Consider the following 14,867-nt stretch of genomic DNA (forward strand, 5'->3'; position numbering starts at 1 on the left):
CCTCCGTGAGAAATCACATAGACCGTCCCCTTCGGAGACGAAGATTTAATCGCTCTCACAGAGTCACAGAGACACAGAGAAAGCCGGACATGCCGGGGCATGTCACACGGCATTTCATGAACCGCTCCCCACAGGGCATGACCCATGGGTCGTGCGGGATAGACATGCGATTGCCCTGGAAGACGCTCACCCGACCCTTGCCTGATTTCAGGCGCTTGTGTTATACTTTGTGCATTATTTTTTCCAGTTCATCCATCCGTTTTTTTTCAACCGACCACCTGCCGTATTCAAAAAGGATAGCCGCCCATGACGCGCCGTCACATCATCTGGGTCGTTGTATCGATCGTTCTCGTTCTCTGTTACGCGGTCATCGATTATCAGGTCAAACACCGTGTGATCCTTAAAAGTTTCGCGGCTCTGGAACAGGCCGAGGCCCGCAAGGACATGGCCCGCTGCCTTGACGCCATCATGAGGGAACTTCACCATCTGAGCAACCTGGCCGGGGACTGGGCCGTCTGGGACGACACCTTCCGGTTTGCCGCGGACGGCAATCAGGCGTTTATCGATTCCAATCTTCAGATGGAGACCCTGGAGGAGAACGGGAACATCAATCTGATTTACATTCTCACCCCCGCGGGAAAGACGGTCTGGCAAAGCGCCTTCAGCAAAGAGATGGGCGGCCTGATCAGGGTCGGCGATTTGTCGGGGCGGCCCCTGGACCGGGTCCTGGCCGATCGGGTTGCCGGAAAGGAGTCCCTTCAGGGGATCGTCCTTTCCGATCACGGTCCCATGTTCACGGTGGCCCAGGCGATTTACGACAGTCGGGGAGAGGGGCCCTCGCCGGGCATCCTGATTATGGGCCGTTTTGTTTCACAGGATATCATCGCCACCCTGATCGAACAGACCAAGGTGACGTTTCAGGTGACGGCCCTGGACGGAGCACCGGATGAGCGGACCAGACGCCTTGCGGCAACGATCGGACCGGGTCAGGTCCTCCTTGAGGGGAACGACGATAAGCGGTTGGATGTGTTCGGGCTGATCGAAGGCCTCGACGGCCGTCCGGCCCTTCTGGTTCACGCCCTCCTTTCCAGGACCGTCATGGACACGGGACGGCGTGCGGCCCGGTATGTGTCGCTGGCCATGACGGTGGCCGTGGGCTTCTGTGTTGTGTTTCTTCTGCTGATGGCCCGGTTTTACATCCAGACCGAACGCGTGCAGCTCGCCCGGGTCGAATCCCTGGTCGAGGAGCGGACCCTGGAACTGAAGCGGGCCAACGAGGAGGCGGAGCAGGCCCGCATTGCCGCCGAAGACGCCAGTCGGGCCAAGAGTGAGTTTCTGGCCAACATGAGTCATGAAATAAGGACGCCGCTGAACGGGGTCATCGGCATGGCGGAGATCGCCCTCAGCCGGGCCCGGGACGAAAGGCAGCGGGATGTGCTCGAAACCATCAACCGGGAAGCACAGTCCCTTCTGGGAATCATCAATTCCATCCTGGATTTTTCCAAAATCGAGGCGGGCAAGGTGGAGCTGGAAACGATTACCTTCGATCTCCGGCTGCTTCTGGGCGACATCGGAAAAAGCATTGCCTTCCTGGCCGAACGGAAAAAATTGACCTGTGATGTGGTGGTCAATCCGGACACGCCGCGGTGGGTCAGCGGTGACCCGGGGCGGCTTCGGCAGGTGCTGATGAACCTTTCGGGCAATGCCCTGAAATTTACCGAAAAGGGCGGCCTGACCATCCGATGCGACCTGGTCGAGCGGCGGGATGCTGTCGCCCTGCTCCGTTTTTCCGTGACCGATACCGGCATCGGCATCGCCGCAGACAAGCGGGACAAGATCTTTGAAAGCTTCACCCAGGCCGACGGTTCCACCACGCGGAAGTACGGCGGCACGGGGCTGGGCATCAGCATTTCCAAGCAGCTGGCGGAACTGATGGGCGGGAGCATGGGGCTTGACAGCGAGGAAGGGCGGGGCAGCACGTTCTGGTTTACGGCGCCGTTGACCCTGAAAGACAGCCCCCGGGTCCGGCCGGACGTCAGGCCAAGCGACCCTCCGGTCATTCTGGTGGTGGGCGGATGCGCCGACACGCCGCCGGAGTATATCGAACAGCTCCGCGATCTGGCCTTTGAAGTGGACGTCCGTGCCACCGGCCAGGATGCTCTGAACCGCCTGCGAAACAAGGGCGCCGGAAAGACCATTCAGCTGACGATCATCGAGTCCCGCCTGGAAGACACCGAGGGCTTTGTGCTGGCTGAAACCATCAAAACCATGGAATCGTTTGACACCATGCCCATCATTCTGGTGACCCGGAGCGGGGCCATCGGCGACGGGCGGCGGTGCCAGGATATCGGCATCCGGGGATACCTTCAGGCACCCCTGTCGACACTGACGCTGAAACACGCCATCGATCTGGTGATGGGCGCCGATCCGTCCCAGGGTCTGGTCACCCGGCATACCATCGAGGAAATGGCCGGTGAACGGTCCCGGATACTTTTGGTCGACGACTATCCCACCAACCGGGAGGTGGCCGTGAATCTGCTGACGCTGTCGGGCTATGAAACGGATACGGCCGAAAACGGCCGTGAGGCCGTGGATGCCTATATGACGCAGAATTACGGGCTGATCCTGATGGATGTCCAGATGCCGGTGCTCGACGGTTTTACGGCGACGGGGATCATCAGGGAACATGAGGCGGCATCGGGCCGGCCCCGGACGCCGATCATCGCCATGACGGCCAATGCCATGGCCGACGACCGGGACAAATGCCTGGCCGCGGGCATGGATGATTTTATTTCCAAACCCGTGACCCGCCAGGCCCTGTTGCCCCTGATCGCCGCCTGGATGTCCGGCAAGGGTGATGATACCCGTGCCGGGGCGGCCACGGGCAAGACCCGGAAGCCGGTCAAGGACTCGGGCGCGGTCATGGATTTTGACCGGGCCCTCGAGGAGTTCATGGGGGACCGGGCGGTTCTAATGGCGGTGCTCGAGGGGTTCCACGGCCAGGGCCTCAAACAGGTTACGGTCATGAAACAGGCCGCCTGTGAGGGAGGCAGCGATCGGGTGGCCGATGAGGCCCATAAAATCAAAGGGGGGGCCGCCAACCTGGCCATGGACCGGCTGGCCGAAACAGCCTCCCATTTGGAGAAATCGGCCCGGGCCGGAGACCTGGCCGGCGCCGCACCCCTCATCGATATGATCGCCGGGGAATTCGACCGTTTGGCCGAGGTTCTCGCGAATGCAAAAAACGTCAGGGATGACCGATGAGGTGGGGCTTTTCCGAGGTTTATGCCCAGGTGGCCCGTTTTCACGACGCCCCTGAAGCCGCCCACGGAGGGTCCCGGGATTTGCTTTTGGTGGGACTGGCCAATCGTTTGTCGCATCACCTTAGCAAAACCGTTCGCGAATGTTTTTCAGATCCCCGGGTCATGTTTTGCGCGGAGGGCCTGGGAATCGACGAACGCATGCTGCCGGATCTTTTTCTGAGGGCGCGGATGTTCGTTGCGGACCGAATGGAATGACTCAGGCCCCGGGGGTCTTTTTCAAAAAATCCGGAACATCGGTGTTCAGGCCGGGAATGCTTTGGCGGACGCCTTCCAGATCGCCGGGTCTGGATCGGTAGAGAAGGGGCTTGACGGCCCTTGCCCCCGCCCGGGGATCGTTCAGGGGGAACCCTTCGTCCTTCAGGCGCTCAAGTACCGCAAGGGGATCTTCAATCATGGCGTGGTGCCAGACCGGGGTCACGGTCATGTCGCCCCGGGCCTCTAAGCGGGCGAAGGTTTTTTCGATGAAGGCGTCGTAGGTCTTCAGAACAAAGGGGGGACGCCGTCGAAACATTTTCAGGTAGCTGACCTCGATTTCCTCGGGATGCCGGAGCATGAACACCACCCGGTAATCAAAGGGGGGAAGAAGGGGAAGCCGCCAGTGCAGGGCCTTGATCACCTGTCCCCGGTAGACGGCCGGAAAATCGGGGGCCTCGAACTCCCTGGGCCCCAGTTCATAGAATCCGTCGGGGTTGGGATGGTAGTCGGGGCGTTGGTATTTGTCGGTAAGGATTCGGTCTTTGTCCGGATTGTACCGGACCGTCATGCCGCTTTGCGAAAGGGCCTTCATCATCATGGAGGTGCCCGAACGCATGTAGCCGGACACGATGTACACCGGAGGGACGCTCACGGCGATGCTCCGTCGGTGGAGGACATGATGCCGCCCGGCGCGAGGCTGTGGTAAAGGTGGGCCATCCAGGCCAGGGCGATGATGGGCGCGAACAGGTTGACAAGGGGGGTGAGGGTGAGGACGGTGATCACGAATCCGCCCAGATAGACCTCGGGCATATGGCGGCGGCCCAGTTTTCGGGCTTCGGCTTTGCCCAGATGGTATCCGGCGGCGCTTTCAAAAAATTCCCGGCCCAGCAGATAGCTGTTCAAAAGCACCGACAGCAGCGCACCGATGCCGATCAGGTAAAAGGGCAGGATCAGCACATTCAGAAAAAGGGCCCACAGGGTAAAGCGGATATCATGCATCAGATCGGGCCAGAACCGCGGTGAGCCGGGCCGGAGGGTGTCCGGATAACAGGCCCGCTCGATGCGGTGAAGGGTTACGTCCTGGAACATCCCGGCGATGAGGACGATCAGCGAGGGCAGCATGAACCAGCCGATAACGGTGAACGCAATCCCCATCAGCCAGTGGGTCAGGGCTCCCAGCCAGGGAATGCCGATGTCGATCAGGTGTGCCGAAAGAACGGTCAGACCGCTGACCAGGACGGTGACCACAAGGATGCCCAGAAGGGCGCAGGCCGTCATCAATCCGATCAGCCGGGCTTGAAACAGTGACGAAACGGTTCGGGACAGGGGAAACATCAATCTCCTCAGACCGGTTGCCTGGGACGGGCCAGATGATAGGTGATACGCCGACCGCCCAGGCCCTGGATCTCATGGGAGACCAGGGAGAGCCGGGACTCGCGGCGGGTCCAGGTGTAGGACCGGGGGGGGAAATCCTCGATATCGGTCATCAAAAAGTCCATGCTTTTATGGGCCAGAGACAGAAGGTTGCCGCTGATGCGGTAGTCGCTGACAATGTCGCAGCGCCCCGTGTTTCTGGCATCCCGGAAGGAAAAGGTGACCTCCCGGTCGGTGAAGGTCACGGTCAGGGTCTGGGAACTCGAAGCCAGGACCGCCTTGACATCGCTCGACAAAGCGTCTTTGACGTTGTGGGCCGAGGAGATGATTTCCGCCATGGAGGGTGTCTGGTATTCGAGAATCCACTGGCCGGCGAGTTCCGACACGGTTCCGGGGTCGGCAGGCGGCAGGGCCGGAGTCGGTGCCGGCACCGCGTCGGCCGGTTCGGAGACGACGGGCCTTTTTTTTCTCACCGCTGCGGGAGCCGGAGTTTTTTTCGGAACAAGTATCCGGCACAGGAGGGCGCCGGCCAGAAAAACCAGGGCGGCCACATAGAAGGCCAGGGACCGTTCCGACGGGGGAACGACGATGGCCGATTGTTCGGGGGCTTCGGGGTTGTAACGGATGCGGACGATTTTGCCTTCGGGGTAGGCGGCCACGGTCATGCGGATACGGGTCGGGTCGTTTTTCGAAACCTCGCCGATGACACTGCGTCCCTGGACGGGCTTTCCTTCCGCCATGAACTGGTAACGGACGACGGCATCATAGAAAATGCTGTCGGCCCGGCCCGCGGATGATCCGTCGACAAGGTGGGATTCCACATCGGCAGACAGCACGAACCCGTCCACGGTCGCCCAGTCGGCTTCGCCTGGAACCGTTTGGTGCCTGAAAAGTCCCATGAGGATGCTTCCCAGGGCCAGGACCACAAAAAAAGCCGTCATCATGGTGCGTGGTGACTGGGCTCCTTCGGTCCTTCGGCCTTCGGCCTTCGCATTACCCCGTGTCATGGCTGTGTCCCCTGTTGTTGTTTCATGATGTTCTTTTATCAGTCTCCACGGAAAAATCAACAATGGACGGCTTCGTAAAACGTCCGATTTCTGCGTTGCGCGTCATCCCTCGTCACTGCGGCGTACCCTAAGTACGCCTCATTCCTCGGGATTCGCGACGCCTTGAACTCGAACGTTTTTCTTTGCCGTCATGTGATGACGTTTTATGAGTTCATCAACAATGGACGGCTTCGTAAAACGTCCGATTTCTGCGTTGCGCGTCATCCCTCGTCACTGCGGCGTACCCTAAGTACGCCTCATTCCTCGGGATTCGCGATGCCGCAAGCTCGAACGTTTTTCTTTGCCGTCATCGGGCACAAAGCGTTGCGCGTTCAATCGTGATATCCGGCGGTTTGTGCCGGGTCGTTTATGAGGGTCCGGACCTTGTCTTCGATGAGTCTGCCAAGATCGCCGAGTGCCAGGCCCTCCAGGGCGGCGGGGTCGGGAAGATCCCAGACGAGGGTCTTCGCCCCGGTGACGTGGACGGCGTCGGCGTCGCGCCCCATGATAATCACAACATCCGGCCGGGCGGCGGCGGTGACGGCCTCCAGGCTCTGGGGAATTCTGAACGCCAGATCCAGGCCTTTTTCCGCCATGGCGGGCACCAGGGCAGGGTGGAAGGTTTTCTCCGGACGGATGCCTGCGGACATCACCCGGATCCGGTCACCGGCCAGATGCCCGGCAAAGGCCGCCGCCATCGGGCTGAGCAGGCGGTTGTCCCGGCAGACGAACAGGACGGTCGGGTTTCGGCGCTTGAGCGGGGCGAGAAGCTCGGTGACCGCCCGGCCGACATCGTCGTCGACGGTGGGATGGCGTTTCATTTCTCCGGGATCTTCGATGCGGCTGTAGGTCAGATCCCCGGCATTGTTTGCGGCGATACCCCTGAAGAAATACTTCATGGTCAGGCGGATGCCGTCAAACAGATCGCCGCCCCCGGTGGCGCCCACGGACAGGAGAAACCCCTGCCGGGACGATACGTCGGGGTCGCTGAGCCGGAGCTTGTACCTGCGGGCCCAGAGGGTCTGGGTCCGGTCGATCAGGGCCTTGAGTTCGGCAGGAACCGAATAGAAATAGACGGGCGAGGCGATGACCACCACATCGGACATGCGCAAGAGGGGATAGATGCGGTTCGGCATGTCGTCGTCGAAGCGGCAGAACCCCTTTCGTTCGCAGCGTCCGCAGCCGGTGCAGGGCGTGACGGCAAGATCCGGCACATGGATCCGGTGCGTTTCCGCGCCATGCCGCTCAGCTTCGGCGAGAAAGGTGTCGAGGAGAAAGGCCGTGTTCCCTTTTTTTCGCGGGCTGCCCATCAGTCCCGTTATTCGCATGGATGCTCCAAAGGTAAATGATGTCAATATGATAGACGATAATACCCGGCCACTTTATCATCGGGAGGCAGGGAATTAAAGAAGAATCTGGAAGAAGGGTCAGGCGCTGATGATGAGTTTAATGAAATCATGATAGATTTCAGCGGCTTTCACCACCTGGTCGAAGGGAATGGACTCGTCCTGGGCATGGGCTTTTTCCAGTTGACCCGGCCCCAGGATGATGGGCCTGGCCCCCGAGGCGAACATCTGGTTGGCGTCCGAATGGCTGCGGAAGGCGTTGGTGGCCCAGGGAAGGCCGTGCCTTGCGTAAACGCTTTTGAGAAATTCCTTCATGGGGCCTTTTTCGGGCAGGTCGTACCCGGCGTCGATGGTCTCCGTGCGGAAACGGATGGCGATGTCGTCGGGGTCGTTCCGGCCTGCGCCCACCACCTCCTCGATTTCGGTGATCACCTCGCCGACGGAGGTCTCCGGGGGCAGGTGGAAGTCGATCCAGGCCTCGCAGTATTCGGGTACGGCAAATCCGGCGGGGGGGCTGAACAGGTCCCTTATGTTGTAGATCAGCTCGGGCCGTGCGGTTTCCATGTGGCTGGTCAGGCGGAGAAGTCCCGCCAGAAGGACCTCCACGGGATTTTTCTTTCGACCGGCCAGTGAGGCGTGTTTTCGTTTGCCCACGGTGTTGATCTGGCTTTCCACATAACCGTAACTCTGGAAGCAGGGAACAAGGTCGGTGGGCTCGCCGATCAGGGCCCAGGGGAAGCGGTAGTCTTTCATCAGCTGCGCCGCCCCGTCTCCGGTTTCCTCTTCGCCGACCACCAGGCAGAGGGCCACGGGAAGGGTGCCCATGCCCTGATCAAGAATGAGGCTGAGATAGGCTTCGATCATGGCGGCACAGCCGCCTTTCATGTCTGCGGCTCCCAGTCCGAAAATCTCGTCGTCCTTTTCCGTATACATGTAATGATCCAGATCATAGGCCGTGACCGTATCCAGATGACCCACCAGGGCCAGCCGGATATCGGTGTCTGCGGGAGCCACGATCAGGTTGTACCGGTTCTCGTCCACGTCCTGGGTCCGGACCTCGATGCCCTTGCGTTTGAGATAGCCCTTGAGGTAGGAAAGGATATCCTCTTCCTTGCCCGAGGGGCTGTAGATGTCGATCAGCCGCTGGAGCAGCCGTTTCAGACGCTGGGAATCGATCATGGATCCTATCTCCCGTTTTTGTCCAGAAAGGCCAGTTCCCGGACGGCCTGAGTGTGGCCGTTGCCGTTACCGTGGCCGCGTCCGTTGCCGTTGGCTCGTCCGTTGCCGCCCGTCTGGGGCTTGTTCTTCAGGCGCTGCTGATCGGCGGCCAGGTTCAGGGTCAGGTACACATGGGGCTGGGGCGGGCCGAAACCCATTTTGTTGAAAAATTTCAACGCCCGTTTGTTTTCGGCCGGGGTGTCCACCATCATCATACGGACGCCGTTCTTGAGCATCAGGTCCTTGAACCGGTTGAACAGCCTGTCGCCCACACCTTTTTTCTGGTAGCCGGGGAGCACCCCCAGCCAAATCAGGTAGCCGTATTTCCAGGCGGAATGTTCCTTGATGATGGTGGTGCCCAGGGCGAAGCCCACGATGGTGTCGTCGTCTTCGGCCACCAGACAGAATTCGGTGTCGCTGTTGTAGAGGGTGGTGACTTCAAAGGGGTCCCAGGTCCGGTACATGGTGGGAATTTCATCCGCTTTGAACAGTTGCTCGCCCAGGTGAAAGACCTGCGCGATGTCATCGATTTCCATTTCACGAATTTTGATGTTTGCCCGCTTGATACTGCATTCGGGGTCTTCAGGGTCCATACGTCCTTTCCTTGCGTGGGTGTCGTGTCTTTTGGATCATGCCGCAGGTGCGGCAGATCCCTGACTCTGGCCAAGGATAATACCATCGGCGGATTAGTCAAGAAGATTGAATCCGGCATCAATGTTTTTTTTCACCGGGCCCGAATGATCAGATGTTTAAGTGTTATCCGGCCAAGTGGTCCACGCTGTGAACCGTGTCCGCGGCAAAACGGCCCCGCTGATCACAGACGCACATAAACATACCCCCCGCTGCCGTATCCGGCCGATCGGAACATGCCGTGGTAATCGCTGGACAGGGCTGCGTAAAAGCGGTCGAAGTTTACCCGGTACGGGCCGTTCTGGAGGTAGTCCACATCGAGCAGGGTTACCTGGCCCGTTTGGGGATCGAACCCGCCCACCGGCGAAATGTGGGGGATCTGAAGGGCCTTGACCAGAAGACCCTGGTTGAAGTGGGCCAGGATCACCCCGTTTTCTAAGGGATCGACGGTGTGAAGCCGTGCGCGCAGGTCCTTCCGGGCCGCTGCGGCGCCTCTGCCGGCGTTGGGGGTGCGGATGGTTTCGACGGACCGGTAGGTGATCCCGTAAGCATCCAGGCTGTCTTTGACCACCCGGCCCAGAAGCTCAAGGGGCAGGCCCCGCCGTCCGCCGTCCCCCTCGGGGCTCATCCGTTGTTTCCAGTTGGCCGTGCCGACGGTATCGAGAATCTCGTGCTGGGAGAGGACCCCTTCCGCCGATCGGCCCTGGATATCCCGAAGGGCGTTGAGCAACACCGCGACCGACGCCACCGAACAGGACGATTCATGGTACTGGCGGATATGATGCCTGAACAGGGCCTGTTTCAACGGACCGGCAGACGGCTCGGGCCCACCGTCGATATACCGGGCCCGGTCCCGCCCGAAGGCCCCGATGCCCGCCGTCTTCGACAGGGCAAACTGAAGTTTCAGCACGGGCCATATCACGGTTCTGAACAGGTTCATGGGCCTTTTCCCTTTTTTTGTTTCAAGAAGGTTTCCGCACAGGCCGTCATCACCGGCCGGACGTATCCGACAATATAGTCACGGATCATCGAACCGCAAGGGGCACGGTCTGTCGCCATCGCCCTTTCCCCGGGGCGGGAAATCGGATAAGGTGGGTGACATCGGATCCGCACGGACAAGACGAAGCGGGAAGCGGCAAACCACACGACAAGGCAGGTGACGTATCAGACGGGTGATTCCACGTATTCAGGGGGCCCTTGGACCGCTTTTTCTCAGGGACGGGGCAAAAAGGAGTCTGGGGCGGGTCCTTGAGCGTCAGGCACGCAAGCGGCCCGATCAGACGCTCATTTTATTCGAAGGCCGGGCGCTGACCTATCGACAGGTCAACGAGGCGGCCAACCGGGTCGCACACTTTTTTATCGGCCGGGGATACAGGCGGGGCGATACCGTGGCCCTGTTCATGCAAAACAGGCCCGAATACCTGATTGTCCATGCGGGTCTGTCCAAGGCGGGCGTGATTCCGGCTCTGATCAACACGAACCTTAGGGGGCAGGTTCTGGTTCATGCCGTTTCGGTGGTCACGGCCCGGGCCCTGATCTGCGGCGGTGAACTGATCGATGCGGTCTGCGAGAGCGAGGCGGCGATCCGGGCGGCGGGGCCCGCCGAGCTTTATATCGAACGGGGCGAGGCCGGAATGCCGATTCCGCCGGGCCTGGTCGATCTTGATTCGGAACTCGCCCGGCAGCCCGTGACCGATCCGTCTGTCGAGCCTCCCATCCGGCTGGGCGATACCCTGGAATACATCTACACCTCGGGCACCACCGGCCGGCCCAAGGCAGGCATCATCACCCACAAAAAATGGTTTCAGCTCGGCTACGCCCTGGGCGGCATGAGCATGAGCCCGCTGCCCGGCGAGGTCCAGTACCTGTGTCTTCCCCTTTATCACAACAGCGGCATCAACATCGCCTGGCCCCTGAGCCTGATGTGGGGCGGTACCCTTTCGCTGAGCCGGAAATTTTCGGCCGGGAGGTTCTGGGACGAGGTCCGAGCCGCCGGGGCCGTCCGGATGATTTATGTGGGTGAACTGTGCCGGTATCTGAACCAGGCCCCCGTCCGGCCCGACGATGCGGACAATCCCCTTCGGATGATTCTGGGCAACGGCATGCGGGCCGAGTACTGGTCCGATTTTCAAAAACGGTTTGCCATTGACCGGATCATCGAGGTCTACGGCGCCACCGAAGGGGTCGGAGGGCTGATCAACCTGTCGGGCGAACCGGGCATGATCGGCCGCCTTTCGCTTCTGGGGCTGGTCCGGATGGGGGAGGTGGCCCGGTACGACGCCGAGGCCGAGGCCCTGGTCCGTGACGATGACGGCTTCGCCATACGCTGCAGGCCGGGGGAGACGGGGATGTTTCTGGCGAAGATCAACCGGCTGAACCGCTTTTCGGGGTACAAGAACAATCCCGCCGCCACCCGGTCCAAACTGCTGACCGATGTGTTCAAAAAAGGAGATGCCTACTTTGTCAGCGGCGATCTGTTCACGCTTCACGACAAGGGCTGCGTGTCCTTTGCCGACCGGCTGGGCGACACCTTTAAATGGAAGGGCGAGGTGGTCTCCACAAACGAGGTGGCCGATGTGGTGTTCCGGTTTCCGGGGGTCGCGGATGCCAATGTCTACGGCGCGGTCGTGGCAGGCGCCGAAGGCCGGGTGGGCATGGCGGCCCTGACTCAGGCTCCGGGCGAGACCCTCGATCTGGACGCCCTGGCCGACCATGTGATCCGGAATCTGCCGCCCTATGCCCTGCCGCGCATGATCCGCCTGCCGGATCAGGCCGAGGTCACCGCCACCTTCAAACAGGTCAAGACCCGCCTCAAAGAGGAGGGCTTCGATCCGGCTCTTATCCGGGACCCCCTGTATTTTCTCGATCCGGACACGAATCGCTATGTGCCGCTGACCCCGACCCTGTTCGAGGCCATTCAAACGGGCCGGGTCCGCTTCTGAGCGAAACGGCCGATTCGGAATCGGTCTGCCGTGCCCGTTTCCTGGGGGTGTATGGGATTGCCCCGGTCGGCCCTCAGGGTGTTTGACAGGCGTTGGTTTTTTCTATATTCTTCCCGGCACGGGGACGGCGGGAAGAGGGTTCCGGCCGAATGACCATTTTTCAGGGAATGATATCGTGAAAATTTTTATTGTGGCCGGAGAACCCTCCGGCGATTTCCATGCCGCCGAACTGATCCGGGCCCTCAAAGAGGTCCGGAAGGATGCGGCGTATTATTCGGCCGGGGGACGGGAACTCAAGGCCTGCACCCGTCAGGTCCAGGATATGAGCCGCGTTGCGGTCAACGGACTCTTTGAGGTGATCAGTTTCCTGCCTGCCATTCTGGCCGTGTCACGCCATCTGGTCCGGGAGATCGAGCGCATCGATCCGGATATCGTGATTTTTACGGATTTTCCCGATTTCAACTTCAATCTGGCCAAAAAAATCGCAAAGCCGGGACGCAAGCTGGTGTATTTTATCAGCCCCCAACTCTGGGCCTGGCGCAAGGGCCGGATTCATCTTGTGAAAAAACTGTTCGACAAAATGCTGGTGATTTTTCCCTTCGAGGCGGAATTCTACCGAAAACAGAAGGTCCGGGCCACCTTTGTGGGAAACCCCCTGGTCAACTCGATCCGTCGGCGGAAAATCAGTCCCGAACCTCCGGAGAACCGTCCCCGGCCCCGGATTCTGCTGCTGCCCGGGTCACGGACCAAGGAAATCCACATGAACCTTTTCGCCATGTGTGCGGCCAAGCCGCTGATCGAGGCGAGCATCGACGCGGATTTCGCCGTGCTCAAACATCGGGATCTTTCCCCGTCGCTGTTTCAGCCTGCGGTGGACGCGGGCATTTCAGTCATCGAATCCGATCCCTTCGAGGAATTCGCCCGCACCGATCTTGCTTTGGCCTGTTCGGGGACGGTGACGGTGGAGCTCGCCCTGTCCGGCGTTCCGGCCGTCGTGATGTATAAAATGGCCCCGGTGACCTATACCATTGCCCGGGCCATGATCCGGGTCCCGGCCATCGCCATGCCCAACATCATCCTGGGCCGCCATGTCTATCCCGAACTGATTCAGGACGCGGCCACGCCGCAGAACCTGGCCGATCATGCCCTGGCCTTTCTGACGGACCCGGCAAAGGCCCGGGAGACCCGGCGGGAACTGGCCCGGCTCTACAGTCTGCTGATGCCCTTTGACGCCCGTCTGGCGGCCTCGGAGGTGTTGTCGGTCTAACCGACGAGCCGCTCGATGATTGGAAAGACCCCAGGCTCCGGCCTTGTAAAATCGGCGATGGGGGGGATGAGACCGGCGACGGGAACGTCGGAAAACATGGTGACGGCCGCCATGTTCTCCCTGATCATCCCAGGGTCGGTGGTATCGCCGGGGGGCGATACAAAGACCAGCCCGGGGCGGGGCGTCTTCCGCCGCAAAAGGGCATCGAGGGTTAAAAGGGTGTGGTTGATGGTGCCCAGTCCGGCCTGGGCCACCAAAAGGGGCCGGGCCCCTGCGGCCTCGATCAGATCGAGGATCAGCTCAGTTTCGGTCACCGGGACAAAGATCCCCCCCGCCGCCTCGACGATCAGGGGATCGTGTCGGGCCGAACGGGTCCTGATCCGGTCAAGAACCTCTTGGGTATCGATGACGATATTCTGGTCCCTGGCCGCGAAAAGCGGGGCCTTGGCGCTTTTCAGGCAGTGGATGATCGAATCGCCGGGATCGCTGCCTGCAAGCTGGGGCAGGGACTCGTAGATCAGACGGGCGTCGCTGTCCGTATCACGGGCGTGGGCGCAACCGGTCTGAAAGGGTTTCAGGTAGAAGGGACGGCGTCCCGCCTTGAAAAAATAATGCATCAGCAGAAGGGACAAAAGGGTTTTGCCCACTCCGGTCCCGGTTCCGATTACACAATAAAACGGCTTGTCCACAATCTGACCTCTTGGTGTCGATTTCACCGTTGGGCACTGTCCGCTCAACGATCTCAGACTAACGGTTATACGTCAGGGGGCCATGGAAAACAAATGAATAATGGGTTTCGGATCGGCGTCTTTCCCTGTTTTGTCTTGCCAGATTAAGGGTTTCTCTTTATGATAGACGAAAAATACGACAGCGAAAACGGGTGCGTGAAGACGATCGTGGGCCATGTCTTGCGGATGACGATCGATGACGATGGTGACCGGACATCGGATCTCACAACAAGGAGTGCGGGATGACGCTGATGCTTTACAGTCTGAGGGAAAGCTTTTCCAAGAACAAGATTATTTTCTGCTACAGCGGGCCCATGAGTCAGGACCTGATGGTGGAAATCGGGAATACCCTGAAAAACAAGATGCAGCAGGACGCGTTTAACAGAAGTATGGTGGCGAAAACCTTCGCGATCCTTGTCGAGCAGGTTCAGAACATTATCCACTATTCCAAAGAACAGACGGCCCTGGCTGACGAGTACGATCGCAAGCTCAGCAGCGGCATTGTGGCGGTGGGTTTCGAAGACGGCGGCTATTTCGTGTCCAGCGGCAACATGATTTATGCCCGCGACAAGGAAAAAATCGCACAGATGATCGACCGGATCAACGCCATGGACCCGGAGGAAAAGAAACGCTATTACAAGGAAAGGCGCAAGCAGGGTCCGGACGAGGGCAGCCGGGGCGCCGGTCTGGGTTTTATCGAAATGGCCCGGAAATCCGATCGCCCCGTGGATTACGATTTTATCGATCTGGACAGCGGTTTCTGTTTTTTTTCGATTAGACTGCATATCTGAAACGGAG

General features: G+C 60.0%; 13 protein-coding genes. 5 read left to right on the forward strand and 8 right to left on the reverse strand.

Annotated features, from left to right (window positions below):
• Positions 1-306: 306 nt before the first annotated feature.
• Together ACYQ11_RS18805 and ACYQ11_RS18810 are read left to right on the forward strand one after the other, a co-directional pair.
• Complete coding sequence (locus ACYQ11_RS18805) at positions 307-3,264, forward strand: response regulator (protein ID WP_459925364.1); 2,958 nt, start codon at positions 307-309, stop codon at positions 3,262-3,264.
• Positions 3,261-3,518: a hypothetical protein gene (locus tag ACYQ11_RS18810; protein WP_459925365.1), complete on the forward strand. Its 258-nt coding sequence runs from the start codon at positions 3,261-3,263 to the stop codon at positions 3,516-3,518. The genes ACYQ11_RS18805 and ACYQ11_RS18810 overlap by 4 nt, the downstream gene beginning before the upstream one ends.
• A gap of 1 nt (position 3,519) precedes the next feature.
• Here ACYQ11_RS18810 and ACYQ11_RS18815 read toward each other — a convergent pair whose 3' ends face one another.
• From ACYQ11_RS18815 to ACYQ11_RS18845, 7 genes are all read right to left on the reverse strand, one after another.
• Positions 3,520-4,170, reverse strand: a complete 651-nt coding sequence (locus ACYQ11_RS18815) for a hypothetical protein (protein WP_459925366.1) — start codon at positions 4,168-4,170, stop codon at positions 3,520-3,522.
• A complete protein-coding gene (locus tag ACYQ11_RS18820) occupies positions 4,167-4,853 on the reverse strand; it encodes an EI24 domain-containing protein (protein ID WP_459925367.1) in 687 nt (228 codons plus the stop codon). The genes ACYQ11_RS18815 and ACYQ11_RS18820 overlap by 4 nt, the downstream gene beginning before the upstream one ends.
• Before the next feature lie 8 nt (positions 4,854-4,861).
• Positions 4,862-5,899 (reverse strand): DUF3592 domain-containing protein, encoded by a 1,038-nt coding sequence (locus ACYQ11_RS18825; RefSeq protein ID WP_459925368.1) that lies wholly within the window; start codon positions 5,897-5,899, stop codon positions 4,862-4,864.
• A gap of 371 nt (positions 5,900-6,270) precedes the next feature.
• Positions 6,271-7,266 carry an NAD(P)H-dependent oxidoreductase gene (locus ACYQ11_RS18830; RefSeq protein WP_459925369.1) on the reverse strand — a complete coding sequence of 332 codons (996 nt, stop codon included), beginning with the start codon at positions 7,264-7,266 and terminating at the stop codon, positions 6,271-6,273.
• A gap of 99 nt (positions 7,267-7,365) precedes the next feature.
• Positions 7,366-8,463, reverse strand: coding sequence for a M20 family metallopeptidase (locus ACYQ11_RS18835; protein ID WP_459925370.1), 1,098 nt, complete (start codon positions 8,461-8,463; stop codon positions 7,366-7,368).
• A gap of 5 nt (positions 8,464-8,468) precedes the next feature.
• A complete protein-coding gene (locus tag ACYQ11_RS18840; protein WP_459925371.1) occupies positions 8,469-9,095 on the reverse strand; it encodes a GNAT family N-acetyltransferase in 627 nt (208 codons plus the stop codon).
• Between the two features lie 221 nt (positions 9,096-9,316).
• On the reverse strand, positions 9,317-10,072 hold the full coding sequence (locus ACYQ11_RS18845; protein ID WP_459925372.1) for a phytochelatin synthase family protein: 756 nt from the start codon (positions 10,070-10,072) through the stop codon (positions 9,317-9,319).
• A 232-nt stretch (positions 10,073-10,304) separates the two neighbouring features.
• Between ACYQ11_RS18845 and ACYQ11_RS18850 the strand changes: the two genes are divergently transcribed.
• The gene (locus ACYQ11_RS18850) at positions 10,305-12,074 is read left to right on the forward strand and encodes a long-chain-acyl-CoA synthetase (RefSeq protein WP_459925373.1); all 1,770 of its coding nucleotides are present in this window, start codon (positions 10,305-10,307) and stop codon (positions 12,072-12,074) included.
• A gap of 175 nt (positions 12,075-12,249) precedes the next feature.
• Positions 12,250-13,341, forward strand: coding sequence for a lipid-A-disaccharide synthase (gene lpxB / locus ACYQ11_RS18855; protein ID WP_459925374.1), 1,092 nt, complete (start codon positions 12,250-12,252; stop codon positions 13,339-13,341).
• On the opposite strand, the gene bioD is transcribed toward lpxB, so the two are convergent.
• Positions 13,338-14,030 (reverse strand): dethiobiotin synthase, encoded by a 693-nt coding sequence (gene bioD, locus ACYQ11_RS18860; protein ID WP_459925375.1) that lies wholly within the window; start codon positions 14,028-14,030, stop codon positions 13,338-13,340. The two genes, lpxB and bioD, sit on opposite strands and share 4 nt — an antisense overlap.
• Before the next feature lie 281 nt (positions 14,031-14,311).
• Between bioD and ACYQ11_RS18865 the strand changes: the two genes are divergently transcribed.
• Positions 14,312-14,860 carry a SiaB family protein kinase gene (locus ACYQ11_RS18865; RefSeq protein WP_459925376.1) on the forward strand — a complete coding sequence of 183 codons (549 nt, stop codon included), beginning with the start codon at positions 14,312-14,314 and terminating at the stop codon, positions 14,858-14,860.
• The last annotated feature ends 7 nt before the right edge of the window (positions 14,861-14,867 follow it).

This window comes from Desulfatiferula olefinivorans (assembly GCF_054657895.1).